Consider the following 24,772-nt stretch of genomic DNA (forward strand, 5'->3'; position numbering starts at 1 on the left):
CACGCATGTCTTCTGACACTTCTTCCCCCAAGGTCGTCGGCGACGTCGAGGGCGTGTCCCTCTACGACGTCGACAACCCGGCCCCGTACATCGAGGCCCCGCGCAAGCGGACCGGCAAGACCCCGCGCTCGACCCGCGGCAACTTCGAGATGGTGGCATGGCTCTTCATGCGCCTCTCGGGCATCGTCCTGGTCGTGCTCGTGATCGGCCACCTCCTGATCCAGCTGGTGCTGGACGGCGGCGTCTCCAAGATCGGCTTCGCCTTCGTGGCCGGCCGCTGGGCGTCCCCGTTCTGGCAGGTCTGGGACCTGCTGATGCTGTGGCTGGCCATGCTGCACGGCGGCAACGGTCTGCGTACGGTCATCAACGACTACGCGGAGCGCGCCAACACGCGGCTGTGGCTGAAGGGCCTGCTCTACACCGCCACGGTGTTCACCATCCTTCTGGGCACGCTGGTGATCTTCACCTTCGACCCGAACATCCGCTAGGCAACGGGGCTGAGGCGCAACCAATGAAGATCCACAAGTACGACACCGTCATCGTCGGCGCGGGCGGCGCGGGCATGCGCGCCGCCATCGAGGCGACGAAGCGCAGCCGCACCGCCGTGCTGACGAAGCTCTACCCCACCCGCTCCCACACGGGCGCCGCGCAGGGCGGCATGGCCGCCGCGCTGGCCAACGTGGAAGAGGACAACTGGGAGTGGCACACCTTCGACACGGTCAAGGGCGGTGACTACCTGGTCGACCAGGACGCCGCCGAGATCCTGGCGAAGGAGGCCATCGACGCCGTCCTCGACCTGGAGAAGATGGGCCTGCCGTTCAACCGCACCCCGGACGGCACCATCGACCAGCGCCGCTTCGGCGGCCACTCGCGCAACCACGGCGAGGCGCCGGTCCGCCGGTCCTGCTACGCCGCGGACCGCACGGGCCACATGATCCTCCAGACGCTCTACCAGAACTGCGTCAAGGAGGGCGTGGAGTTCTTCAACGAGTTCTACGTCCTGGACCAGCTCCTGGTCGAGGAGGACGGCGTCACGAAGTCGGCCGGCGTGGTCGCGTACGAGCTCGCCACCGGCGAGATCCACGTGTTCCAGGCGAAGTCCGTCATCTACGCCTCCGGCGGCACCGGCAAGTTCTTCAAGGTGACCTCCAACGCGCACACCCTCACCGGCGACGGCCAGGCGGCCTGCTACCGGCGCGGCCTGCCGCTGGAGGACATGGAGTTCTTCCAGTTCCACCCGACGGGCATCTGGCGCATGGGCATCCTGCTGACGGAGGGTGCCCGCGGTGAGGGCGGCATCCTCCGCAACAAGGACGGCGAGCGCTTCATGGAGAAGTACGCGCCGGTCATGAAGGACCTCGCGTCCCGTGACGTCGTCTCGCGCTCCATCTACACCGAGATCCGCGAGGGCCGCGGCTGCGGTCCGGCCGGGGACCACGTGTACCTGGACCTGACGCACCTGCCGCCGGAGCAGCTCGACGCCAAGCTCCCGGACATCACCGAGTTCGCCCGTACGTACCTCGGCATCGAGCCGTACACGGACCCGATCCCGATCCAGCCCACCGCGCACTACGCCATGGGCGGCATCCCGACCAACGTCGAGGGTGAGGTCCTGCGCGACAACACCACCGTCGTCCCGGGCCTGTACGCGGCCGGCGAGGTCGCGTGCGTGTCGGTGCACGGCGCGAACCGCCTGGGCACCAACTCGCTGCTGGACATCAACGTCTTCGGCAAGCGCTCGGGCATCGCCGCGGCGGCGTACGCCCACGCGCACGACTTCGTCGAGCTGCCGGAGAACCCGGCGCAGCAGGTCGTCGACCTCGTCGAGCAGCTGCGCAACTCCACGGGCCGCGAGCGGGTCGCCGACCTGCGTCTGGAGCTCCAGGAGACGATGGACGCGTGCGTGATGGTGTTCCGCACGGAGCAGACCATCAAGACCGCGGTCGACAAGATCGCGGAGCTGCGCGAGCGCTACCGCAACGTGTCCGTCCAGGACAAGGGCAAGCGCTTCAACACGGACCTGCTGGAGGCCATCGAGCTGGGCAACCTGCTCGACCTGGCCGAGGTGATGGCCGTGTCCGCGCTGGCGCGCAAGGAGTCCCGCGGCGGTCACTACCGCGAGGACTACCCGAACCGCGACGACGTCAACTTCATGCGCCACACCATGGCGTACCGCGAGGTGGACGCCGACGGCAAGGACTCCGTCCGGCTGGACTACAAGCCCGTCGTCGTCACCCGCTACCAGCCGATGGAGCGTAAGTACTGATGGCCACCCCGACCCTGTCCAAGACGGACCAGATGGAGGCCGCGGCAGCCGCCTCGCCCTTCATCACGGTCACCTTCCGGATCCGCCGCTTCAACCCGGAGATCTCGGAAGAGTCGACCTGGCAGGACTTCCAGGTCGAGATCGACCCGAAGGAGCGCGTGCTCGACGGTCTCCACAAGATCAAGTGGGACCTCGACGGCACGCTGACCTTCCGCCGCTCGTGCGCGCACGGCATCTGCGGCTCCGACGCGATGCGGATCAACGGCAAGAACAGGCTCGCCTGCAAGACGCTGATCAAGGACATCAACCCGGAGAAGCCCATCACCGTCGAGGCCATCAAGGGCCTCACGGTGATGAAGGACCTCATCGTCGACATGGAGCCGTTCTTCCAGGCCTACCGCGACGTGATGCCCTTCCTCGTCACCAAGGGCAACGAGCCGACGCGCGAGCGCCTGCAGTCCGCCGAGGACCGCGAGCGCTTCGACGACACCACCAAGTGCATCCTGTGCGCCGCGTGCACCTCCTCGTGCCCGGTGTTCTGGAACGACGGCCAGTACTTCGGCCCGGCGGCGATCGTCAACGCGCACCGCTTCATCTTCGACTCGCGCGACGAGGCCGGCGAGCAGCGGCTGGAGATCCTGAACGACAAGGACGGCGTGTGGCGTTGCCGCACGACCTTCAACTGCACCGACGCGTGCCCGCGCGGCATCGAGGTCACGAAGGCGATCCAGGAAGTCAAGCGCGCCCTGATCACGCGCCGCTTCTGATCCGCCCCCTCGGCAGTACCCCGCGGCAGTAGCCGTACGGAGCCCCGTGCCCCGGACCACCGTCCGGGACACGGGGCTCCGGCGTGCGGGAACGGTCCGATCCGGGCACGTGGGGTACGGGGGCGGGCGTGCCTGTGGAAGGATCGGCCGTATGAGCGAGCAGCAGCCCAACCCCTACGCGAGCGACCCGAGTCAGGGCGGCCAGCCCGGCCCGTCCGGCCAGGGCGACTACAGATGGGGTCCGGGCGAGGCCAGTTACGGCTACCCGCAGCCCTATCCGGCAGCCTCCGCCTACCAGCCGACCCTCGGCGGCGCGGGCTTCCCCGTACCGGCGTACGGCCCGGGCACGGGCGGCGGCGGGGGCGCGGTGCTGTCCCTCGGCGACATCAGCGTCGTGGGCGACCAGATCATCACCCCGTCGGGACCGATGCCGCTGCAGGGCGCGATGTGGAACGCGACGGACTTCTCGCGCACCGAGGAGAAGATCCCGACCCACGCCATCGTGCTGGCGGTCGTCTTCGCGGTGTTCTGCCTGCTGGGCCTGCTCTTCCTCCTGATGAAGGAGAAGGTCACGACGGGCTACATCCAGGTCACGGTCACCAGCGGCGGCCGCCACCACTCCACGATGATCCCGGCGGCGGACGCCCACGCGTACGCGTGGGTCATGAACCAGGTCAACTACGCCCGCTCACTGAGCTTCTGAGGGGCGGTCCGGAGCGGCTGCCCCGCCCGGACCCCCACCCCCGCCGCGCGGGCCATCCCAGGCTGCGCGGGCCGGGCCCTCATCGCCGCTTCCGCCGACGGCCGCGAGCACCGTGCGCCGGAACGCCCCCACCACCGCGGGATCCGGCGCCCGCCCGGCGGCCGGGGACCGGGTCGGCTCCCGTCGGGCCGCTGACGCACGCGCCCGACTCCGGGCGGACGTTCGCTTGAACTTGTTCAAAAAACGCCCTAGAGTCAGCCCTGCCAAGCATTTGAACACGTTCAAGGGGGCTGAGGGCTATGGACCTCACCGTGGTCGCGTACGTCATCTACCTGCTCGTCAGCATCGGCCTCACCGTCTGGGTGGCCCGCACGCTCAGCCGCAACGGCCGCGTCTTCATCGGCGACGTCCTCCAGGGGAACGAGAAGCTCGCCGACGCCGTGAACCACCTCCTGGTGGTCGGCTTCTACCTCGTGAACATCGGCTTCGTGACCCTCTACCTGCGCTCGGGCGAGACGATCCTCGACGCCCGCGGCCTCTTCGAGGCGCTGTCGCTCAAGCTCGGCGTCGTCCTGCTCGTCCTCGGTGTCATGCACCTCGGGAACGTGTGGGTGCTGACCAGGATGCGCCGCCGGGGCGTCATGGAGCGCCGGCACATCCCGCCGGTCGCCCCCCAGGGGTGGACCGCGCCGGCCGGGGCCTGAGCCGGTGACGGCCCCGGGAGCGGTGCGCAGACTGACCGTCCTGTACGACGCCGGCTGCCCGGTCTGCGTCCACATCAGGCACTGGCTGATCGGGCAGCGCCACCTGGTCCCCCTGGACCTGGTGCCCGCGGCGTCCTACGAGGCGCAGCGGCGGTTCCCGCGGCTCGACCACGCCTCCACGCTCAAGGAGATCACCGTCGTCGGGGACTCGGGTCAGGTGTGGAGGGGGACCGACGCCTTCATCGTGTGCCTGTGGGCGCTGGCCGAGCACCGGCCGAAGGCCAACTGGCTCGCCACCCCGGCGGGCCGCCCCTTCGCCCGCGCCGCCCTGTACACCGCGTCCGCCTGGCGGCAGGCCGTACGGACGCAAGACGGCCCGCCGGTGGCGGGGAACGACCCCGCGCGGGCGGAGGCACCGGTCTGTGACGACCGGTGCTCCGTCCCCGGATAGGCTCGTACACCGTGACTGATCAGAAGGCTCCCAAGAGCGAGCAGACCCGCACGCTCATCCTCGAAACCGCGCTCCGGCTCTTCCAGGAGCGCGGCTTCGACAAGACGACCATGCGGGGCATCGCCAAGGAGGCCGGTGTCTCGGTCGGCAACGCCTACTACTACTTCGAATCGAAGGAACACCTGGTCCAGGGCTTCTACGACCGGATCGGCGCCGCCCATCAGGCGGCGGTCCGGCCCATCCTGGACAACGAGACCGATCTGCAGAAGCGCCTCGCGGGCGTACTGACCAGCTGGATGGACATCGCGGCCCCGTACCACGAGTTCGCTTCCCAGTTCTTCAAGAACGCGGCGGATCCCGAGAGTCCGCTCAGCCCCTTCTCCCCGGAGTCGGAGCCCGCCCGCAAGGCGGCGATCGACATCCACCGCGAGGTGCTGGCGGGCGCGAAGACCAAGGTTCCGGCCGAACTTGCGGACGTGCTGCCGGAGTTGATGTGGCTCTCGCAGATGGGCCTGGTCCTGTACTGGGTCTTCGACCGCTCTCCGGACAGTCAGAAGACCCGCGGTCTCGCCGAGCGCGGCGCGCAGCTGACGACGCGGGGCATCGTCCTGGCCCGGTTCCGGGTGCTGCGGCCGCTGGTGCGGGAAGTCCACGAGCTGTTCGCGGACTTCCTGCCGGGCATGGCGCAGACGGTGGTGTCGAAGAAGCGGGCCTCGGACCCGGACCCCGACCCCGCCCGGGACGGGTCCTAGCCGTTCGGCGCCGGGGCCGCGGCGGGCGCCGGCGCCGCCAGGCGGCCCTCGCGCTGGGCCTGGGCGAGTCGTCGCACTTCCCGGTAGAAGGGGTGGTCCACCGGCACCCGCCAGGAGTGCAGGTAGACCAGGAGCTGGGTCAGGACGGTGTCGTACTCCACGAGGGACGCGCTGGCCTCGGACTCCTCCCGGGCGAGGGCTTCGAGCATCTGCGTCCTCGTCTCGTCCTCCGCGTTCAGCTTCGCCTTGAAGCCCGCGACGTACTTGCCCATCTGACCGTTCTTGGTCATGTATTCGAGCTTGTTCTCGATCAGGCTCCGCTGCCGGCCGGTGACCATGTCGTCGGTGAGCAAGCCCTTCAGGGCGCGGGCGTGCCCGGCGCGCTCCAGCGCGATCGCCCGCATCTGCTCCTTGTCGAGGCCGCTGTCGCACAGCAGCAGGATGGCCGTGTTGTGGTAGCTCTCACCGGCCGCCACGTGGGTCAGTTCGTGTGCGAGGGAGCCCAGGCGCTCGGTCCGCCCCTCCGTCTGGTTCACCGCGTGGTTCATCGTGTACCGGCCGGTGGCCTCGTCCCTCACGGTCCCCGGCATGCCGACGCCCAGGTCCACGTGGCCGCGCAGGTCCGTCACCTCGGTGAGGACCGCCCGGGTCTCCCCCGGCACTCCGGGGTCCACGGCCATCGCGAGCAGCGCGTCCATGTCCCTGGCGAGCAGGCCGGCCAGGGCCGCGTCGGCCGCGGCGCCGGCGGCGGCCTTGTCCGCGGCGGCGCCCTGGGCCCTGCCGTCCTTCGACGCGGTCAGCAAGCCGCCCACCCGCCGCTGGAGCTCCTCGGACACCATGGTGGAGAGGAGGGTCAGCTCGGAGTTCCCCGCTGCGCCCTGGATGCGCGGCAGGATCTCCTCGTACACGTCGATCAGCTCCGGGGAGGCCAGCTCCGGCGGCAGTGTCAGCGCGGCGGCGAGCCGGCCGTAGATCGCACCCTCCGCGCCCGCTTCGACGCGGACCGCCTCGACCGCTGCGCGCCGCTTCTCCTTCGGACGTCCCTGCAGAGCCGTGGCGGCGGCAGCCGCGATGCGTACCAGCACGTCGGCCCGGCCCTGGTAGTCGCGCCGGCCCAGCGCCTGGTACTCCTCCAGCAGCCGGTCCAGTGCCCTGAGCTCACCGCGCGGGGCGAGGGGGACCTTGCTCTGCTCCTTGAAGTCCTCCGCCGTGACCAGGCGTGCCACGGTCACCGGTTCCGACGCCGCCGTGGGGGCCGGCCGCACCGGCCCTTCGGGGCGGTGCCCCGCGGGGGCGTGCCGGTCGGCGTCCGGGGCGGGCCCGGCCATGACCCGCGTCGCGTTGGCCTCCGCTTCGCGTTCGAACCGGTCGGATGGGTCGGAGACCTTGAGCCCCGCGCCGTTGTCGGTGCCCGCGACCGGCCCCTGCCGCTGCTGGATCACGTGCGTCAGCTCGTGCGCGAGGGTGTGCTCGTCGCCCCCGCCGTCACCGATGACGATGTGGCTGCCGGAGGTGTACGCCCGGGCTCCGACCTCGGCGGCCGAGGCGCGGGCGGCGCCGTCGTCGTGGATGCGGACGTCGGAGAAGTCCGCGCCGAGCCGGGCCTCCATCTCGGCCCGCCGCGCGTCGTCGAGCGGCCGTCCGGGGGCGGCCAGGACGTCGTGGACCGCCGAGCGCTGCACCTGCGCCTCGTCGGCCCCGGCCTGCCCCCGTACGCCGTGCCCGCAGCCCGCACCGTGCCGGTGCCGGTCCTGGGCCTGACCGGCCCGCTGGAGCATCGTCACGACGGCGGCGTTGCCGGCGGTGCGCTGCAGGGCCGCCAGGCCGGCCGCCCCCGCGGGGGCGGAGACCCTGGGTGCCGCGGTCTTCCTGTCGGGGCCCTGCTCCGACACGTGCTCGTGAACCACTGGTGGTCTCCCCCATCGCCGGGTGCGGTCCCGACCACGACAACAGGAGCCCCGGCGGCCCGGAAGGGCGGAACGCGCCGGCCCCGGGGCACACCGCGCTGCCCGGAAGGACAGGGGACGCGTCCGGCCGGGGGATCAGGCCTGGTGTGAGGCGAGTTCCACGACGGTGATGTCGGACGGTGCGCCCACGCGGACCGGGGGCCCCCAGGCGCCGGCTCCGCGGGAGACGTAGAGCTGGGTGTCCCCGTAGCGCTCCAGGCCGGCGACGGTGGGGTTGGCGAGCTCGGCGAGGTAGTTGCCCGGCCAGAGCTGGCCGCCGTGGGTGTGCCCGGACAGCTGGAGGTCCACGCCGTGCCGTACCGCGTCGTGGATGACGACGGGCTGGTGGGCGAGGAGTACCGCGGCGCGGGCCCGGTCGCGGTCGCCGAGGGCGGCCTGGAAGTCGGGCCCCTGGCCCTCGCTCTCGCCCGCGATGTCGTTCACCCCGGCGAGGTCGAAGTACGGCAGCGAGCGGCGGGCGTTCTCCAGCGGGGTCAGGCCGAGCTCCCGGACGTGGTCGACCCACTGCGCGGCGCCGGAGAAGTACTCGTGGTTGCCGGTGACGAAGTACGAACCGTGGCGTGCCCGCAGCTCGCGCAGCGGCTCGGCGGCCGGCCCGAGGTCGTGCACGTTCCCGTCGACCAGGTCGCCGACGATGGCGATGACGTCGGGCTGGGTGCGGTTGACGGCGTCGACGATGCGCCGGGTGTGGGCGCGGCCGAGGACCGGGCCGAGGTGGACGTCGCTGACGACGGCGATCCGGAACCCGTGGGCCCCGCGCGGCAGCTTGGCCAGCGGCACCTTGACCCGCTTGACCGTCGGGCCCCGCAGCACCCCGCGGGCGCCGTTCGCGACGGTCCCCACGGCCACGGCGGCGGCCGCGCCGCCGACGGCGCGCGCGAGCGTACGGCGGCTCGGCCCGTGGACGGCGGGCCCGGCCGGCACCTCGGCGGGCGCCGGGGCGGGAGCGGGCGCCGGGGCGGAGACGGAGGCCGGGGCGGCGACGGAGGCGTTCCCGGCGGCGGCCGCCGGAGCGCTGGCGGGGGTGCTCGCAGGGGCGTTCGCGGGGGCGCCCGAAGCGGCGGGTACCGCCTCGGAGGGCGCCCGGTGGGCCAGACGGCGGAGCAACAGCGCGCGGATCGGCTCCGCGACCAGCATCGTCAGGGTCAGGTACAGGAGCACCGCGAGCCAGAGGAACCCGGGCCAGGCGACCGCCTGCTGGAGCCAGAACGGGGCCCCGGCGCGGCCGGCGGTCAGGGCGGCCACAGAGAGGAGGGGCAGGGCGATGGCCAAGGACGTGCCGATGCGGCGGGGCAGGCCGCCGGGGGCCGTGGTGTCCCGGACCAGACGGATCCACAGCCAGCGGTGCACCAGGGCCAGCAGGGCGAGGACCGCCAGCGCGACGAGAACGAAGACCACGATCATCATGCGGCTGGTCCCGATCCGGCGTCCGGCCCGGTGCGCGGGCCCGCGGCCGGGCCCGCACCCGTGTCCGCGCGCGTGCCCGCGTCCGTGTCCGTCCCCGGACGTGATCCGCGCCGCAGCGCCCGGACCCCTCGCAACCCGATCACTCCGACGGCCGTCCCCAGGAGAAGGGACGACACCGCGAGGGTCAGGTGGACCCAGAAGTAGGAAGTGGGATCGCCCGCCGCGTCAAACGCCAGGCCACTGCCGTTCTTCCACAGGTTCCGGACGAAAGACACCCAGATGAACCAGCTCCACACTCCGAAGACGAGTAGGAACCAGGCGGAGGAACGGCTGAGTTTCATGACCTCAGTATCGGATTCGTCCTCAGGACGGACGCGCCGGGGTGGGCTGTCCCGGCGGTTTCTTCGAAATTACCGGTCAGCGACGGCATGCAGTACATCGGGATGTACTTTCACCTGCGTGTCTGCAAAGAAGACCGCGCTGACGGTCCTTTCCGCCGCGCTGCTGATCCCCTCGGTCCTCGGGGTCCCCGCGCACGCCGCGCCCTCCCCGCCGGCCGACGGGAAGGGCGGGCCCGCCAAGGCCCCGTCGGCGGCCGCGCCGCCCGCGTCCATGTCCACGGTCGGTGGAGCGGCGCTGGGCCAGCCGGGAACCCAGGTGAACCTGCTGCCCGGCGCCCCCTCCCTCCCCGCGAACCTGTCGGGGCGGTCCTGGGTCGTGGCCGACGCCGAGTCGGGCGAGATCCTGGCCGCACACAACGCGCACTGGCGCCTCCCTCCGGCCTCCACCATGAAGATGCTCTTCGCGGACACCGTGCTGCCGAGCCTCCCCAAGGACCGGGTCCACAAGGTCAGCGAGGACGAGCTCTCCGGCGTCGGTTCGGGCAGCAGCCTGGTGGGCGTCAAGGAGGACCACGAGTACTCGGTCCACGACCTGTGGCTGGGCGTGTTCCTGATGTCCGGCAACGACGCCGTGCACGTGCTGTCGGCCATGAACGGCGGCTTCGAGAAGACCGTCAGGGACATGCAGGCCCACGCCGAGGAGCTCCAGGCGCTGGACACCCACGTGGTGTCCCCCGACGGCTACGACTCCCCGGAGCAGGTGTCGAGCGCGTACGACCTCACACTCATCGCCCGCTCCGGACTGCAGAAGCAGGACTTCCGGGAGTACTGCGGCACGGCGAACGCCCAGTTCCCCGGCAAGCAGGACACCGGGAAGGCCCGCGAGTCCTTCGGCATCCAGAACACCAACCGGCTGATGACGGGCGCGCACGGCGTGGCCCCGTACAAGGGCATCGCGGGCGTCAAGAACGGCACCACCACGATGGCCGGGTCCACGTTCACCGGCGTGGCACAGCAGGGGTCCAGGAAGCTGCTGGTCACGGTGATGAACCCGAGCGCGGGCGGCGGCAACGCCGTCTACGAGGAGACCTCCGCGCTCTTCGACTGGGGTTTCGCGGCGGCCGGGAAGGTCAAGCCGGTGGGTGAGCTGGTGCCGCCGAAGAGCGAGGACACCTCCTCGTACGGCTCCCCCGCCCAGTCCCACGAGGGCGGCCCCGGGGCGGCCGGCGCCGGCGGGGCCGGCGGCGGTGTGGGCACCGCGCTCGGTGTCGCGGGCGGCGCGCTGGCCGCGCTCGCGGGCGGCGCGTTCGTGGTGAACCGGCGCTGGCCGCGCGGCCGCCGCGGCACGGGCCGCGGCTGACCCGGAACGGCCGGCCCGGAACGGCCGATCCGCAGTCCCCGCTAAGACCGGGCTGGCTCCGGGCCGGCGTCCGGCTTGCGGTCCGGGTCCGGGTCCGGGTCCTGCGCGCCGTCGCCGTCCGCGTCGGCGCGCGTGGCGGTCCAGGACGACACGAAGAGCAGCAGCTTCGCCGTGAAGTTGATCCACAGCAGCAGGGCGATCGGCACGCCGAAGGCCCCGTACATGCTCTTGGCCGCCACCTCCCGCATGTAGCCGCTGAGCAGCAGCTTCAGCAGTTCGAAGCCCACCGCGCCGATGAGCGCCGCCTGGATCAGGCGGCCGCGCGGCGGTTCGACCCCGGGCAGCAGGGTCAGGACGTAGAGCAGCAGCAGGAACGCCGCCAGGACGCCCACGAGGAACGCGCCGGACCGCAGGAGCGCGCCGCCCGCGCCGTCGCGCGGGATGCCCAGCCACTCGGCGGACTTCCCGACCGCGCTGGACCCGAAGGTCGAGGCCGCGGCCGAGGCCAGGCCCACCCCGCCGAGGCCGAGGAGCACCAGGGCGTCCTTGCCCTTGCGGGAGAAGGGGTTGCCCTCGTCCTCGTCGTCCTTGTCCCACACCGCGCGCAGGCAGTCCCGCATGGCGCCGACCCACCCGATGCCGGTGAACAGCAGGATGGCGCCGGCGACGAGCCCGATCGTGCCCGCGTTGGCGACGAGCGCGTCGAGGTCGAGCTGGTCGGAGATGCCGGGGACCTGCTCGGCGAGGTTCTTCTGGAGCGTGGCCAGCTGCTCCTTGCTGAGCAGCGCCGCGCCCACGGCGGCGGCCACCGTGATCAGCGGGAAGAGCGCGAGGAAGCTGATGAAGGTGATCGCGGCGGCGAGCCGGGTCCAGTGCACGCGGTCGAGGCGCTCGTACGAACGCCACGCGTGGGTGCGCATCAGACGGGCCGCCAGCGGCCCGATCACCGGGAGTTTCGTCAGCCAGTCCATGGAGTCACCGTAATTGAGCCGCAGGAAATAGCCGGGATTGCCGCTTTCGGGGACTACGGTCGTCGATTGTGACTTTTCGCCCGAAGGCCCGCCCGTTCCACTCCCTCGTCCTGCGCGGGCTCAGGTTCCGCACGCACCGGGTCCTGCGGCCGCTCCGTCAGGAGGGCCGTACGGTCGGCTCGGCGGCCGCGCCTGCCGGCGAGCCGCACTGCGCCGGGACGCCGGTCGGACCGGTCCCGAACGGGTACTCGCGCAGCTTGCGCCAGACCCCGTCCGAGCCCTGCTCGTAGAGGGCGAAGCCTTCGCAGAGCCACTCGGCCGCGTAGTCGGCGAGCGCCTCGAACGCCACGTCCATCGCCTCCTCGGAGATCCCGTGGGCGACCGTCACGTGGGGGTGGTACGGGAACGCCAGCTCGCGGCTGAGCGGCCCCGACGGGTCGCGGACCTCGCCCTGGAGGCGGGTGCAGCCCGGGGCGCCCTCGGCGATCCGGACGAAGACCACCGGCGAGAGGGGGCGGAAGGTCCCCGTCCCGGACAGCCGCATCGGGAAGGCGCGGAACGCGGCCGCGACCTGGGCCAGGTGGGCCCGGATCTGCGGCAGCCGGTCCGCCTCGACCCCGGTCGGCGGCACGAGGGTGACGTGCGTGGGGATGCCGTGCGCGGCAGCGTCCCCGAAGCCTGCGCGCAGCTGCTGGAGCTGGCTGCCGTACGGCTCCGGGACCGCGATCGAAACGCCGAGCGTTACGGTCCCCACGTGTCTCTCCTCCGTCTGTCTGGTTGGACTGCTGCCGCCCAGTGTGGCGGCAGCACCCCCGATCTCGCCAGGGCCCTCTGTCCGGTCAGTGCTTGGCGGGCAGGAAACCGAGGCGGTCGTACGTCTGGGCGAGGGTCTCGGCGGCGACCGCGCGGGCCTTCTCCGCGCCCTTGGCCAGGAGGGAGTCCAGGGTTTCCGGGTCGTCCAGGTACTCCTGGGTGCGCTGCCTGAACGGTGTGACGAAATCGACCATGACGTCGGCCAGGTCGGTCTTCAGCGCGCCGTAGCCCTTGCCCTCGTACTTCTCTTCGAGGGACGGGATCGTCTCGCCGGTGAGGGTGGAGTAGATGGTGAGCAGGTTGCTGACGCCGGGCTTGTCCTGGGCGTCGAAGCGGACCTCGGCCCCGGTGTCCGTCACCGCGCTCTTGATCTTCTTCGCGGTGGCCTTGGGCTCGTCGAGGAGGTTGATGAGGCCCTTGGGCGAGGAGGCCGACTTCGACATCTTGATCGACGGGTCCTGGAGGTCGTAGATCTTCGCGACCTCCTTGACGATGTGCGCGGCGGGGAGGGTGAAGGTCTGGCCGAAGCGCTGGTTGAAGCGCTCGGCCAGGTCGCGGGTCAGCTCGATGTGCTGGCGCTGGTCCTCGCCGACCGGGACGGCGTTCGCCTGGTACAGCAGGATGTCGGCGACCTGGAGGATCGGGTACGTGAACAGGCCGACGGTGGCGTTGTTCGCGCCCTGCTTCGCGGACTTGTCCTTGAACTGGGTCATCCGGCCGGCCTCGCCGAAGCCGGTGATGCAGTTCATGACCCAGCCCAGCTGCGCGTGCTCCGGCACGTGGCTCTGGATGAAGAGCGTGCAGCGCTCGGGGTCCAGGCCGGCGGCGAGCAGCTGCGCGGCGGAGAGCCGGGTGTTCGCGCGGAGGTCGTTGGGATCCTGCGGCATCGTGATCGCGTGCAGGTCGACGACCATGTAGAAGGCGTCGTGCGTCTCCTGGAGGGCGACGTACTGGCGGATGGCTCCGAGGTAGTTCCCGAGGTGGAACGAACCGGAGGTGGGCTGGATGCCGGAGAGCGCGCGAGGACGATCAGAAGCCATGGCCCCATTCTCTCAGGTGCGGGGGCGGGCTCCGGTCCGCCGCTGGCCGGAACCTCCCGGGTCGCGCCGCTGCCCCGCCCGGCCCCGCACGGGTACCGGGCGGTAGCGCGGCGGCCGGATCCCGCCCCGGCCGAGCGACCGCTTTGCGTTGCGCCACCGCGCAGTGCCGACGCCGGCGAGACGTGCCCGCGCGGGGTCCGGGGCAGTGCCCCGGCAACGGCTCCGCGGGTCAGGACAACGGCAGGCCCGGGGCCGGGAAGGCGGCCATCAGGTCCGCGACCTCCGCGCGGATCGCGCCGAGCGCAGGCTCGTCGCCCTTGGCGGCGGCGTCCACCGCGCGGGAGATCCAGTCCGCCACCGCCGGCATGTGCGCGGCGGTCAGGCCGCGGGAGGTCAGCGACGGCGTGCCGATCCGCACCCCCGAGGGGTCGAACGGCTTGCGCGGGTCGAAGGGGACGGTGTTGTAGTTGGCGACGATGCCCGCCCGGTCGAGGGCCTTGGCGGCGACCTTGCCCGCAACGCCCCGCGAGGTGAGGTCCATCAGGATCAGGTGGTTGTCCGTGCCGCCCGAGACCAGGTCGAAGCCGCGCTCCAGCAGGGCCGCGGCCAGCACCTTGGCGTTGGCGACGACCGCGTGCGCGTACGCCGTGAAGGAGGGCTGCGCCGCCTCGTGGAGGGCGACGGCGATACCGGCCGTCGTCTGGTTGTGCGGGCCGCCCTGGAGGCCCGGGAAGACGGCCTTGTCGATGGCCTTGGCGTGCTCCTCCCGGCACATCAGCATCGCGCCGCGCGGGCCCCGCAGGGTCTTGTGCGTGGTCGTGGAGATGACGTCGGCGTGGTCCGCCGGGGACGGGTGCGCGCCGCCCGCGATCAGGCCCGCGATGTGGGCGACGTCCGCGACCAGGACCGAGCCCGCCTCCTCGGCGATCGAGGCGAAGGCGGCGAAGTCGATCGTGCGGGGCAGCGCGGTGCCGCCGCAGAAGATCAGCTTCGGCCGCTCGGCGAGCGCCAGCTCCCGTACGGCGTCGTAGTCGATCAGCCCGGTGTCGGGGCGCACGCCGTACTGGACGCCGCGGAACCACGAGCCGGTCGCCGAGACGCCCCAGCCGTGCGTGAGGTGGCCGCCCATCGGCAGGGCCATGCCCATGACGGTGTCGCCGGGCTTCGCGAAGGCGAGGTAGACGGCCAGGTTGGCCGGGGAGCCGGAGTACGGCTGGACGTTCGCGTGGTCCACCCCGAACAGGCCCTTGGCCCGCTCGACGGCGAGGGCCTCGACGCGGTCGATGTTCTGCTGGCCCTCGTAGTAGCGGCGGCCGGGGTAGCCCTCGCTGTACTTGTTCTGCAGCACCGTCCCGGAGGCTTCCAGGACGGCCGCGGACACGTAGTTCTCGCTGGGGATCAGGCGCAGGGTCTGCGCCTGGAGGACTTCCTCCGCCGCGACGAAGGACGCCAGTTCGGGGTCGGTCGCGGACAGGGCGGGATGGCGGCTCGCGGACATGCGGGCTCCTCCGGGGTCGATGGGGATCGGTACCCCGCGAGGCCCAGGCGAGCGGCCCTGTGTGCGGATCTGCGCGCACGACTCCCCCGGAGTCGTTTCTCCGTGCGCCAGTCGCCGTGCGTGCCGCTCACCCTAGCGGGCGCGCCGCACGGGAGGTTTCCGCGTCCGCAATACGAGCGACGATAAGACTGTGACGCCACCCTCGTCACCTGCTCACCCGGCAAGACGGACGATCGGAGACCCCGTGTCGACAACTGCTGATGCCATCCGCTCCGCCGAGGCGCACAGCGCGCACAACTACCACCCGCTGCCCCTCGTCGTCGCCTCCGCGGAAGGCGCGTGGATGACCGACGTGGAGGGGCGCCGCTACCTCGACATGCTCGCCGGCTATTCGGCGCTCAACTTCGGCCACGGCAACCGCCGTCTGCTCGACGCGGCCCGCGCGCAGCTGGAGCGGGTCACGCTGACCTCCCGCGCCTTCCACCACGACCGCTTCGCCGACTTCTGTACCGAACTGGCCGCGCTGTGCGGCAAGGACATGGTGCTGCCCATGAACACGGGCGCGGAGGCGGTCGAGACGGCGGTGAAGACCGCCCGCAAGTGGGGGTACGAGGTCAAGGGCGTGCCGGACGGGCACGCCAAGATCGTGGTCTGCGCCGACAACTTCCACGGGCGGACCACGACGATCGTCTCGTTCTCCACCGACCACGACGCCCGCGACCACTTCGGGCCGTACACGCCGGGCTTCGAGATCGTCCCGTACGGCGACCTCACCGCGCTCGCCGCGGCCGTCACCGAGAACACCGTCGCCGTGCTGCTGGAGCCGATCCAGGGCGAGGCGGGGGTGCTGGTGCCGCCGCCGGGCTACCTCCAGGGCGTACGGGAGCTGACGCGCGAGCGGAACGTGCTGTTCATCGCGGACGAGATCCAGTCGGGCCTCGGCCGGACCGGCAGAACCTTCGCGTGCGAGCACGAGGGCGTCGTCCCGGACGTGTACCTCCTGGGCAAGGCGCTGGGCGGCGGCGTGGTCCCGGTCTCGGCCGTCGTCGCCGACCGGGACGTGCTCGGGGTGTTCCGGCCCGGGGAGCACGGCTCGACGTTCGGCGGCAACCCGCTGGCCTGCGCAGTGGCGCTGGAGGTCGTCGCGATGCTGCGGACCGGCGAGTACCAGCAGCGGGCCACCGAGCTGGGCGACCACCTGCACCGGGAGCTGAACGTGCTGGTCGGCGGCGGCGCGGTGACCGCCGTGCGGGGGCGCGGGCTGTGGGCGGGCGTGGACATCGACCCGGCGCGCGGGACCGGCCGGGAGATCTCCGAGAAGATGATGGAGCGGGGGGTGCTGGTGAAGGACACCCACGGGTCGACGATCCGGATCGCCCCGCCGCTGGTGATCTCCAAGGAGGACCTGGACTGGGGGCTGGAGCAGCTCCGGTCGGTCCTCTCCTCCTAGCCGGACCCGGCCGGGCCGGCCAGGACGGCCCGGCGGGCCCGGACCGGACCGGCCGGGCCGCCGCGGCCGCGGCCGCGGCCGCTCAGAGGATCACGTGGGGCAGGAAGCGGGCGTACTCGTCCGTGACCGGCCCCGCGGATTCGCGGATGCCGAGTCCCGCCGCCTCGTCCTCGACGACCCACGCGCCGAGCACCACCCGGTTGCCGTCGAAGTCGGGCAGCGGGGCCAGGCCCTGGAAGCAGTACCGCTCCCCCTCCTCCGGTACGAAGGGCTCCCCGCCCCCGCCCGGCACGTGGAGGGTGACCCCGGCGCCCTCGCGGCCGAGCAGCGGCTTGGCCACGTACCCGCCCGATCCGGGTCCGGCCAGCTCGCGGGGGCCGTCGAGGTAGGCGGGCAGCAGGTTCGGGTGCTCCGGGAACAGCTCCCACAGGACCGCGAGCAGCGCCTTGTTGGAGAGCAGCATCTTCCACGCCGGCTCGATCCAGCAGGTGCTGCCGGTGCCGCCGCCGTGGTCGTAGGTGCCGAGGACCTGCGGGCCGAACTCGTCGGCGGCCAGCCACTCCCACGGGTACAGCTTGAAGCAGCTGCGGATGAAGCGGAGCTTCTCGTCCACGAACCGGCCGGACAGGCTGTCCCAGCCGATCTGCTCGACGGACAGCGCCTGGGTGTCGATGCCGGCCTGTTCGGCGGTCTCCTGGAGGTAGGCGACCGTCATCAGGTCCTCGCCGAGCTCGTCGGTCTCGGAGTGCGCGAAGTGCAGCGGGCCGGGCGGCAGCAGCTCCGCCTGCCGGCGCCAGGCCTCGACGAGCCGCTCGTGGAGGGAGTTCCACTGGTCGGCGCCGGGGAACCGCTCCTCCATCCAGAACCACTGCGGGCTGGCCGCCTCCACCAGGGAGGTGGGGGTGTCGGCGTTGTACTCCAGCATCTTGGCCGGGCCGCCGGCGCCGTCGTAGCGCAGGTCGAAGCGTCCGTAGAGGGACGGCTGGTCGGCGCGGCGGCGCCAGGACTCGGCGACCAGCGCGGCCACCTTCGGGTCCGTGATGCCGAGGTCGGCGAAGCGGTCGTTCTCGACGATGTGCGCGGCCGCCGCCAGGCACATGGCGTGCAGTTCCTCGACGACGTTCTCCAGCGCCTCCACCTCGGGGAGCGTGAAGGAGTAGTACGCGCTCTCGTCCCAGTAGGGGCGCAGCGAGTCGTCGGGGTAGCGCGTGAGGGGGTAGATCAGCCCCTGCTCCTCGACGGTCTTCTGCCAGTCGGGGCGGGGTTCGATGGTGTGCCGCTTCATGGTTCTGGGTTCCTCAGCCGCCGCTGGTTCCGGACTTGCTGCCGCCGATGCCGCCGCGGGTGACGGCCGACTTGTCGAAGCTGCCGCCGGAGACCTTGCCGGCGACGACGGAGCCGCCGTAGTAGTACGCGCCGCGGCCGCCGCTCTTGCACTCCTTGTTGTTCAGCTTCTCCAGCGTGGAGCGGGACGCGCACCGCTTGTCGGGCTCGTCGCTGCTCCCGCAGGCCACGAGCGTGGCCGCGAGGAGGCCCATGCCGCCGAGGGCGACGACGCCGGAGCGCATGCGGCGCTGGTTGGTGCTGCTGCTGTCCATGTGGCTGCTCCCCCTGGGTGGCGTACTGCCGACAGAGTAGAGCGGGCCCCCCGGGGGATGGAATCCGGCCGCCGTGCGATCTGTGACCTACAGTCAATTCGTGCTGATTGGGATGATTTGTGCGCTCGGGGCCGCGCTGTGTTTCGGTACGGCCTCGGTCCTCCAGGCGGTCGCGGCGCGGGCGGCGGAGCCGGGGACCGGGTCCGGCGTCGACCCGGCACTGTTCCTGCGGGCCGTACGGCAGTGGCGGTACGTGGCCGGTCTGGGACTGGACGGAGTCGGCTTCGTCCTCCAGATCATCGCCCTGCGCCACGTCCCGATCTACGCGGTGGGGGCCGCGCTGGCCGCCAGCCTCGCCGTGACGGCGGTGGTCGCGGCGCGGCTGATGGGGGTCCGGCTGTCCCGGACCGAGTGGGTCGCGGTGGGGGTGGTGTGCGCGGGGCTTCTGATGCTCGGGCTGGCCTCCGGAGAGGAGGGCTCGGGGACCGGCTCCGACGCGCTGAGGTACGGGCTGCTCGGCGTGGCGGTACTGGTGCTGCTCGTCGGCGCGGCCGCCGGACGGCTCCCGGACGGGCCCCGGGCGCTGACCCTCGGCCTGGCCGCGGGAACCGGCTTCGGGGTGGTGGAGGTGGCCGTCCGCCTGATCGACGGCTTCTCGTGGAGCGAGCTCGCCAACCCGGCGCTGTACGCGCTGCTCCTGGGCGGCGCCGCGGGCTTCCTGCTGCTGACCTCGGCGCTCCAGCGCGGCTCGGTCACGGCGGCGACGGCCGGCCTGGTGCTCGGCGAGACGATCGGTCCCGCGCTGGTGGGGGTGGTGTGGCTGGGCGACCGCACCCGCGACGGCCTGGCCTGGCTCGCCGTCCTGGGCTTCACGGTGGCGGTGGCGGGCGCCCTCGCACTGGCCCGCTTCGGCGAGCCGGGCCCGGAACCGGGCCCGGCCCCTACGGGGCCCTGACCCCGCCCACGAACACGGCGAACGCCCCGGCCCCGACCTCCAGCACGGGCCCGCCGGGGTCCTTGGAGTCCCGGACGGGCACGACCCCGCGCGAGGCGACGAGGTTGGTGGCTACCTCGACGCAGTCGCCGCCGTTGCTGCTGTAGGAGGACGTGAACCAGCGGGGCTCTGCGCGGATCACCGGAGACCGCCCTTGACTCCCGCCACGAACGCGGCGAACACACTGGGTGCGAAGTCCAGCACGGGCCCGCCGGGGTTCTTGGAATCACGAACCGGAACCACCCCGCGCGAAGCGATCAAGTTCGTGGCGACCTCGATGCAGTTGCCGCCGTTGTTGCTGTAAGAAGACTTGAACCAGCGGGGGGAATCGGTGCGGGTCGTCACGGGGAGCCCTTTCGTACCGCATTGATCATGGCGACTGATGCCGTCTGGGAGAGCGCTTCGGCCTGTAGCTGATGGTAGGCCGTAAGCATGGGCAGGACCGAGACGGTTTCTCGGTCCAGGTGCCCCTGCGCCTGTGACTCGGCGTACGCGACGACGGATCGATCGGCAAGGGTCAGCAAGTTGACCGGCAGGTCGAACGGCCGGCGCTCCCCGATGTCAAAGGGTGCCACCTGAAGAACCGTGTGGGCCCGCGCTGCGAACTCGACCAGCCGCTCCAGCTGGGCTCCCATGACCTCAGGGCCGCCGACGGGCCGACGAATGCAGCTTTCGTCCATCACCACGAACACCATGGGTGGTCGATCCCGCTCCAACGCCTCTTGGCGCTCGGCAAGGAACGCCACGCGCTCCGCCGCGTACGCGGGAGTGATGGCGCCGCGCCGCACGGCGCTGTTCGCCAACGCCTTCGCGTACTCGGGCGTCTGCAACAAGCCGGGAACGATGCCGATCTCGAACAGGCGGAGCTCCACCGCCCGGCCTTCGTATCCCACGTACTCCGGGAAGCCTTCCAGCAGCGCACCGTGCCGAATCTCCAGGGACTGGCGCTCGAACGCATCGCCGGTCCCGAATGCGACATCCGCACTCCGCGAAAACCGCAAGGTCGGCACTTTGCGACCAGTTTCCACGGATGAGATGTGCGTACTCGAATACCCCATCCGCTCGCCCAGTTCGTCCTGCGTCCACCCCTGTGCCTTCCGCGAGCTGCGCAAGCGGGCCCCGAACGCGGCCTGCGGAGAGCTCTCCGGGTTCAACTCCTTGACGTTCAAGCGGTACGCACCAACCTTTCGTTCTCCCCTGACACGTTGAATGCTTCCCTGCGTGTGGTCACGCTGAACCTCGCCGGTAGCGGAACGACTACACAGAGGAGCGGCGCCATGCCCAACGCAGGCAACGAATGGCGGCAGCGGTTCAGCAGTACGCGTCGGGGCGCGCGGCTGGCACGGGAGCTGGCGTTGCTGGAACTGGCCCGGTGGGGCTACCCGTTGGGCGGCGTCGACAACGAGCGGGTCGCGCAGGTCGTCGCCGAGCTGGCGGCCAACGCCGTGGCGCACGGCGGCGTACCGGGGCGGGACTTCGAGCTCGGGCTGCGGGAACTGGACGGCGTGCTGCGGGTGGAGGTCTCCGACGCACGGGCCGGACAGCAGCCCCGGGTCCGGCCGGGGCCGGTCGGGGCCGCCGAGCACGGCCACGGCCTGCGGATCGTCGAGGCGCTCTGCGTCGCGTGGGGCGTATCCGGGCGGCTGGTCGGCAAGACCGTCTGGGCCGAGGTGGCCACACGGGCGGCGGTCACGCGGACGGCCGCCGCTACGGCAGCGCGGCCGTGAGCGCCGGCAGCACCAGCGCGGCCAGGAGCGCGCCGCCGGTGAGCAGGGCCCCGGCGAACCAGGCGAAGACGACCCCGGCGGCCCGGCCCGGCTCCGCTCTGCGGGCGCAGAGGGCGTGGGCGAGGACTCGGGCGGCGTCGAACCCGTAGGAGGGCGCGACGGCGCACGGCAGGCGGCCCGCCTCGCTGAGCGACGGGGCACGGGCGACCTGTCGTCGCGGCCGCCGCCCGACAGGAGGGAACGAGCCGAAAGGTCCCGGCGCACGGGGCGCCGGGACCTTTCGGATCAGACAGGTGCTACGGGTGGTGCGGGCGGTCAGATCAGACCGAGCTCGCGGACCGCGTCGCGCTCCTCGACCAGCTCCGCCACGGACGCGTCGATGCGCGCACGGGAGAACTCGTTGATGTCCAGGCCCTGGACGATCTCGTACTTGCCGTCCTTGGTGGTGACGGGGAAGGACGAGATGATGCCCTCCGGGACGCCGTAGGAGCCGTCCGACGGGATGCCCATCGAGGTCCAGTCGCCCGCGGCGGTGCCGTTGACCCACGTGTGCACGTGGTCGATGGCGGCGTTCGCGGCGGAGGCGGCGGAGGACGCGCCACGGGCCTCGATGATCGCGGCGCCGCGCTTGGCGACGGTCGGGATGAAGGTCTCGGCGAGCCACAGCTCGTCGCTGACGACCTCGGCGGCGTTCTTGCCGGCGATCTCCGCGTGGAAGATGTCCGGGTACTGGGTGGCCGAGTGGTTGCCCCAGATGGTCAGGCGCTTGATGTCGGTGACGTCGGCGCCGGTCTTCTTGGCGAGCTGCGAGATCGCCCGGTTGTGGTCCAGCCGGGTCATCGCGGTGAAGCGCTCGGCCGGTACGTCCGGGGCCGCGGCCTGCGCGATGAGCGCGTTGGTGTTGGCCGGGTTGCCGACGACGAGGACCTTGATGTCGTCCGCGGCGTGGTCGTTGATGGCCTTGCCCTGCGGCTTGAAGATGCCGCCGTTGGCGGAGAGCAGGTCGCCGCGCTCCATGCCCTTGGTGCGCGGGCGGGCGCCCACGAGCAGCGCGACGTTCGCACCTTCGAAGCCCTGGTTCGGGTCGTCGAAGATGTCGATGCCCTTGAGCAGCGGGAAGGCGCAGTCGTCGAGTTCCATGGCGGTGCCCTCAGCGGCCTTCATGCCCTGGGGGATCTCCAGAAGACGGAGCTTGACCGGCACGTCCGCGCCGAGCAGGTGACCGGACGCGATGCGGAAGAGCAGCGCGTAGCCGATCTGGCCTGCGGCGCCGGTGACGGTGACATTCACGGGAGTGCGGGTCATGGCCTTCTCCGTTAGACAGCTGGCGGTGGGGCGTCCCTGCCCCATGTGCTGGGAGGACGCCGCTCCCCGGCCCTGTGAATCTTGACGTGAAGAGACATCCGCCGTCAGGCTATCCGACCCGGGAGGGGCCCAATCCCCCGGTCCCTGTGGTCCGTGGCACACGTACGGGCGATTCGCAGCGTCGGCGCCCTGGATTCGAAGGCCCGGCGGGGTCGCCCGCACCCCGTTGCGCGGCTCCGGGGAGCCGTCAGCGGACCGTGAAGCGGACCGCCGTCTCCAGGAAGGGGATCTCCAGCCACGGCTTGGGCTCGATGACCAGCGCCAGCAGGGTGATCGCCACGCCCAGCAGCCCGTACGTGGCCACGTCCGTGAACCGGGAGCGCACCGCGAGCATGCCCACCGACGGCAGCAGCTGACGCATCGCAGAGGCGGCGATCAGCGCGACGCCGATCACCAGGCAGCCGATCCGCGGGTGCCCGATCGCCGTGGCCAGCAGGCCGGCCGCGGTCGCGGCGAGCACGCTGAGCATCGGCCACTGCCGGGCCGGCGCGGACACCGCCCCGGGGACGGCGCGGCCGCCGCCCTCGGGACGCGCGGTGTCGCGGGTGACGGACGGGAAGCGGCGGGACCTGGCCTGGGCCCGCTCGGGCCCCGGACCGGACTCCGTACCGGACTGCGGACCGGACTGCGGACCGGACTCGGCGGAGGCCGGTTCCGGGGCGGTGACGGTCCCCTTCGGGGCCGCGGCGGACGCGGGCTGCGGCTCCGGCACGGGCTCCGGTGTCGGCACGGGCTCCGGCGGCCGCCCCGGCTCCCGGGCGGCCGCGGCCTCCGCGCCCGGGTCAGCCTTCACCGGTGGTCCGTTCCGCCGCCTCGACCACGTTGACCAGCAGCTGGGCGCGGGTCATCGGGCCGACGCCGCCCGGGTTCGGGGAGATCCAGCCGGCCACCTCCGCCACGCCCGGGTGGACGTCGCCGACGATCTTCCCGGCCTCGTCTCGGCTGACGCCGACGTCGAGCACGGCCGCGCCCGGCTTCACGTCCTCCGGCTTGACCAGGTGCGGCACCCCGGCCGCCGCGACGACGATGTCCGCCTGGCGCAGCAGCCCCGAGAGGTCGCGCGTACCGGTGTGGCAGAGCGTCACGGTGGCGTTCTCCGACTTGCGGGTGAGCAGGAGGCCGATGGAACGGCCCACGGTGATGCCGCGGCCGAGGACGACGACGTGCGCGCCGTTGACGGCGACTCCGTGGTGGCGCAGCAGTTCGACGATCCCGTACGGGGTGCAGGGCAGCGGGCCCGGCTCGTTCAGGACCAGCCTGCCGAGCGACATGGGGTGCAGGCCGTCGGCGTCCTTGGCCGGATCCATCAGCTCCAGCACCCGGTTGGTGTCGATGCCCTTGGGGAGGGGGAGTTGGACGATGTAGCCCGTGCACTCCGGGTTCGCGTTGAGTTCGCGCACGACCTCCTCGATGTCCTCCTGGGAGGCCGTCGCGGGCAGTTCGCGCTGGAGGGAGGCGATGCCGACCTCGGCGCAGTCCTTGTGCTTGCCCTTCACGTACCAGCGGCTGCCCGGGTCGTCGCCGACCAGCAGGGTGCCGAGGCCGGGCGTGATGCCCCGGGCCTTCAGGGCCGCCACGCGGACGGTCAGTTCGGACTTGATCGCGGCGGCGGTGGCCTTGCCATCGAGAATCTGGGCAGTCATGGACCCATACTCCCGGATGGAGTGGCCCCGGTTCCACTCAAGGCGTTCACCGGAGCACGCGGTTCATTGCACTTGCACAACAAGTCACGGGGCGCACGGGAACCAACTGGACAAGTCATCGCCCGGCCGACGACGATGCAGTGAAAGAGTGCCGCGGGCAGTGCCGGGGGGCGGACCGCAACATCCCGTATTCCTCCGTGCGTATGCCGTGCGTCCCCGCACTTCCACGGAGGAACACCCCAAGATGAGCTTCGGCGACCCGAACAACCCGTACGGACAGCAGCCTCAGGCCCCCCAGGGTCAGCCCGGCTACGGCTACCCGCAGCAGGCCCCCCAGGGCGTCCCGCCGCAGGGCGGCTACGGCTACCCGCAGGGCGCCCCCGCCGGCTACCCGGCCGGCCCCGGCGGCTTCCCGGGCGGTCCCGTCGAGATGCCGGGCGGTGTCAAGGGCGCGCGGATCATGCTCTACGTCCTCGGTGGACTGCAGGTCGTCTTCGCGCTGATCGCCATGATCGCCTCCGCGTGGATCGCCGACATGATCTCGGGCGCCGACACCTCCGGCTCCGGCCTCAGCAGCACCGACACCGACAATGCCGCCGCCGTCGGCGCCGGTATCGCGATCGGCATCGGTGTGATCACCCTGCTCTTCGCGGTGTGGGCCATCCTCACCGCCGTCAAGCTGGGCAAGGGCCGCAGCGGTGTCCGCATCTCGGGCATCATCTACGGCTCGGTCACGGTCCTCTTCAGCCTGGTCAACCTGCTGGGCGGGAACTTCTTCGCGCTCATCAGCCTGGTGCTCGGCATCCTCATCATCGTCTTCCTCGCGAAGAGCGACGCCAGCCAGTACTTCAGCCGCCCGCAGTACTAGGCGCCCCGGCCCCGGCCCCTCGGGCCGGTGAATGAACGGCGAAGGCCGCGTCCCGCAGTGCGGGACGCGGCCTTCGCCGTTGGCGCG

Annotated in this window: 26 protein-coding genes, 1 pseudogene and 1 riboswitch; of the genes and pseudogenes, 12 read left to right on the forward strand and 15 right to left on the reverse strand. The window is 71.8% G+C overall.

Translation table 11 applies throughout. The annotated features are described in order from the left end of the window. The first annotated feature begins 5 nt into the window (after positions 1-5). The 7 genes from ACFWTC_RS00545 (at position 6) to ACFWTC_RS00575 (ending at position 5,643) form a co-directional block, all read left to right on the forward strand. A complete protein-coding gene (locus tag ACFWTC_RS00545) occupies positions 6-488 on the forward strand; it encodes a succinate dehydrogenase hydrophobic membrane anchor subunit (protein WP_267723224.1) in 483 nt (160 codons plus the stop codon). Positions 489-511: 23 nt separating this feature from the next. Then, positions 512-2,266, forward strand: a complete 1,755-nt coding sequence (gene sdhA, locus ACFWTC_RS00550; protein WP_383929772.1) for a succinate dehydrogenase flavoprotein subunit — start codon at positions 512-514, stop codon at positions 2,264-2,266. Further along, complete coding sequence (locus tag ACFWTC_RS00555; protein WP_267723222.1) at positions 2,266-3,033, forward strand: succinate dehydrogenase iron-sulfur subunit; 768 nt, start codon at positions 2,266-2,268, stop codon at positions 3,031-3,033. Before sdhA ends, ACFWTC_RS00555 begins: the two co-directional genes overlap by 1 nt. Before the next feature lie 151 nt (positions 3,034-3,184). Further along, positions 3,185-3,736: a hypothetical protein gene (locus tag ACFWTC_RS00560; RefSeq protein ID WP_383929775.1), complete on the forward strand. Its 552-nt coding sequence runs from the start codon at positions 3,185-3,187 to the stop codon at positions 3,734-3,736. A gap of 299 nt (positions 3,737-4,035) precedes the next feature. Further along, positions 4,036-4,440: a hypothetical protein gene (locus ACFWTC_RS00565; RefSeq protein WP_383929778.1), complete on the forward strand. Its 405-nt coding sequence runs from the start codon at positions 4,036-4,038 to the stop codon at positions 4,438-4,440. Positions 4,441-4,462: 22 nt separating this feature from the next. Further along, positions 4,463-4,891 carry a thiol-disulfide oxidoreductase DCC family protein gene (locus ACFWTC_RS00570; protein WP_383929781.1) on the forward strand — a complete coding sequence of 143 codons (429 nt, stop codon included), beginning with the start codon at positions 4,463-4,465 and terminating at the stop codon, positions 4,889-4,891. A gap of 11 nt (positions 4,892-4,902) precedes the next feature. Beyond that, positions 4,903-5,643, forward strand: coding sequence for a TetR family transcriptional regulator (locus ACFWTC_RS00575; RefSeq protein ID WP_383929783.1), 741 nt, complete (start codon positions 4,903-4,905; stop codon positions 5,641-5,643). Here the strand turns inward: ACFWTC_RS00575 and ACFWTC_RS00580 are convergent. The 3 genes and pseudogenes from ACFWTC_RS00580 to ACFWTC_RS00590 form a co-directional block, all read right to left on the reverse strand. Next, positions 5,640-7,550 carry a DUF4157 domain-containing protein gene (locus ACFWTC_RS00580; protein ID WP_383929785.1) on the reverse strand — a complete coding sequence of 637 codons (1,911 nt, stop codon included), beginning with the start codon at positions 7,548-7,550 and terminating at the stop codon, positions 5,640-5,642. The genes ACFWTC_RS00575 and ACFWTC_RS00580 overlap by 4 nt on opposite strands. Before the next feature lie 135 nt (positions 7,551-7,685). Continuing rightward, on the reverse strand, positions 7,686-9,017 hold the full coding sequence (locus ACFWTC_RS00585; RefSeq protein ID WP_383929787.1) for a metallophosphoesterase: 1,332 nt from the start codon (positions 9,015-9,017) through the stop codon (positions 7,686-7,688). A 107-nt stretch (positions 9,018-9,124) separates the two neighbouring features. Continuing rightward, positions 9,125-9,358, reverse strand: a pseudogene (locus ACFWTC_RS00590) (SCO4848 family membrane protein); the annotation flags it as partial. 118 nt (positions 9,359-9,476) lie between these two features. Here ACFWTC_RS00590 and ACFWTC_RS00595 point away from each other — a divergent pair. Continuing rightward, positions 9,477-10,718 carry a D-alanyl-D-alanine carboxypeptidase family protein gene (locus tag ACFWTC_RS00595; RefSeq protein WP_383929790.1) on the forward strand — a complete coding sequence of 414 codons (1,242 nt, stop codon included), beginning with the start codon at positions 9,477-9,479 and terminating at the stop codon, positions 10,716-10,718. Positions 10,719-10,759: 41 nt separating this feature from the next. Here the strand turns inward: ACFWTC_RS00595 and ACFWTC_RS00600 are convergent, their stop codons facing one another. The 4 genes from ACFWTC_RS00600 to glyA form a co-directional block, all read right to left on the reverse strand. Next, positions 10,760-11,689 (reverse strand): YihY/virulence factor BrkB family protein, encoded by a 930-nt coding sequence (locus ACFWTC_RS00600; protein WP_384025971.1) that lies wholly within the window; start codon positions 11,687-11,689, stop codon positions 10,760-10,762. A 157-nt stretch (positions 11,690-11,846) separates the two neighbouring features. Continuing rightward, on the reverse strand, positions 11,847-12,443 hold the full coding sequence (locus ACFWTC_RS00605) for a 2'-5' RNA ligase family protein (RefSeq protein ID WP_383929796.1): 597 nt from the start codon (positions 12,441-12,443) through the stop codon (positions 11,847-11,849). A gap of 85 nt (positions 12,444-12,528) precedes the next feature. Continuing rightward, positions 12,529-13,542, reverse strand: coding sequence for a tryptophan--tRNA ligase (gene trpS, locus ACFWTC_RS00610; RefSeq protein ID WP_383929799.1), 1,014 nt, complete (start codon positions 13,540-13,542; stop codon positions 12,529-12,531). Positions 13,543-13,771: 229 nt separating this feature from the next. Continuing rightward, a complete protein-coding gene (glyA, locus tag ACFWTC_RS00615; protein WP_384025968.1) occupies positions 13,772-15,040 on the reverse strand; it encodes a serine hydroxymethyltransferase in 1,269 nt (422 codons plus the stop codon). Positions 15,041-15,074: 34 nt separating this feature from the next. Then, positions 15,075-15,165: riboswitch (ZMP/ZTP riboswitch) on the reverse strand. Between the two features lie 119 nt (positions 15,166-15,284). On the opposite strand from glyA, the gene rocD reads away from it, so the two are divergent. After that, positions 15,285-16,490 (forward strand): ornithine--oxo-acid transaminase, encoded by a 1,206-nt coding sequence (gene rocD, locus ACFWTC_RS00620; RefSeq protein ID WP_383929803.1) that lies wholly within the window; start codon positions 15,285-15,287, stop codon positions 16,488-16,490. Between the two features lie 82 nt (positions 16,491-16,572). On the opposite strand, the gene ACFWTC_RS00625 is transcribed toward rocD, so the two are convergent. After that, the gene (locus ACFWTC_RS00625) at positions 16,573-17,775 is read right to left on the reverse strand and encodes a glutathionylspermidine synthase family protein (protein ID WP_383929805.1); all 1,203 of its coding nucleotides are present in this window, start codon (positions 17,773-17,775) and stop codon (positions 16,573-16,575) included. Between the two features lie 13 nt (positions 17,776-17,788). Further along, entirely contained in the window at positions 17,789-18,088 is a 300-nt protein-coding gene (locus ACFWTC_RS00630) for a hypothetical protein (RefSeq protein WP_383929807.1), read from the reverse strand. A gap of 112 nt (positions 18,089-18,200) precedes the next feature. On the opposite strand from ACFWTC_RS00630, the gene ACFWTC_RS00635 reads away from it, so the two are divergent. After that, a complete protein-coding gene (locus tag ACFWTC_RS00635) occupies positions 18,201-19,043 on the forward strand; it encodes a hypothetical protein (protein ID WP_383929810.1) in 843 nt (280 codons plus the stop codon). Here the strand turns inward: ACFWTC_RS00635 and ACFWTC_RS00640 are convergent. The 3 genes from ACFWTC_RS00640 to ACFWTC_RS00650 are packed head-to-tail and all read right to left on the reverse strand — an operon-like array spanning position 19,030 to position 20,251. Next, positions 19,030-19,224 (reverse strand): DUF397 domain-containing protein, encoded by a 195-nt coding sequence (locus ACFWTC_RS00640; protein WP_383929813.1) that lies wholly within the window; start codon positions 19,222-19,224, stop codon positions 19,030-19,032. The genes ACFWTC_RS00635 and ACFWTC_RS00640 overlap by 14 nt on opposite strands. Beyond that, a complete protein-coding gene (locus ACFWTC_RS00645; protein ID WP_383929815.1) occupies positions 19,221-19,427 on the reverse strand; it encodes a DUF397 domain-containing protein in 207 nt (68 codons plus the stop codon). Before ACFWTC_RS00645 ends, ACFWTC_RS00640 begins: the two co-directional genes overlap by 4 nt. After that, positions 19,424-20,251: a helix-turn-helix domain-containing protein gene (locus ACFWTC_RS00650; RefSeq protein ID WP_383929818.1), complete on the reverse strand. Its 828-nt coding sequence runs from the start codon at positions 20,249-20,251 to the stop codon at positions 19,424-19,426. Before ACFWTC_RS00650 ends, ACFWTC_RS00645 begins: the two co-directional genes overlap by 4 nt. 108 nt (positions 20,252-20,359) lie before the next feature. Between ACFWTC_RS00650 and ACFWTC_RS00655 the strand changes: the two genes are divergently transcribed. Then, positions 20,360-20,809, forward strand: a complete 450-nt coding sequence (locus ACFWTC_RS00655; protein WP_384025965.1) for an ATP-binding protein — start codon at positions 20,360-20,362, stop codon at positions 20,807-20,809. A 315-nt stretch (positions 20,810-21,124) separates the two neighbouring features. On the opposite strand, the gene ACFWTC_RS00660 is transcribed toward ACFWTC_RS00655, so the two are convergent. From ACFWTC_RS00660 to ACFWTC_RS00670, 3 genes are all read right to left on the reverse strand, one after another. After that, positions 21,125-22,114, reverse strand: a complete 990-nt coding sequence (locus ACFWTC_RS00660; protein ID WP_267723196.1) for a malate dehydrogenase — start codon at positions 22,112-22,114, stop codon at positions 21,125-21,127. A gap of 247 nt (positions 22,115-22,361) precedes the next feature. Then, the gene (locus tag ACFWTC_RS00665; protein WP_383929825.1) at positions 22,362-22,967 is read right to left on the reverse strand and encodes a DUF3017 domain-containing protein; all 606 of its coding nucleotides are present in this window, start codon (positions 22,965-22,967) and stop codon (positions 22,362-22,364) included. Further along, positions 22,957-23,817: a bifunctional methylenetetrahydrofolate dehydrogenase/methenyltetrahydrofolate cyclohydrolase gene (locus ACFWTC_RS00670; protein ID WP_384025962.1), complete on the reverse strand. Its 861-nt coding sequence runs from the start codon at positions 23,815-23,817 to the stop codon at positions 22,957-22,959. The genes ACFWTC_RS00665 and ACFWTC_RS00670 overlap by 11 nt, the downstream gene beginning before the upstream one ends. A 244-nt stretch (positions 23,818-24,061) precedes the next feature. On the opposite strand from ACFWTC_RS00670, the gene ACFWTC_RS00675 reads away from it, so the two are divergent. Further along, on the forward strand, positions 24,062-24,685 hold the full coding sequence (locus ACFWTC_RS00675; RefSeq protein WP_383929830.1) for a hypothetical protein: 624 nt from the start codon (positions 24,062-24,064) through the stop codon (positions 24,683-24,685). Positions 24,686-24,772 lie beyond the last annotated feature (87 nt).

This window comes from Streptomyces sp. NPDC058619, assembly GCF_042717785.1.
Lineage (GTDB): Bacteria > Actinomycetota > Actinomycetes > Streptomycetales > Streptomycetaceae > Streptomyces.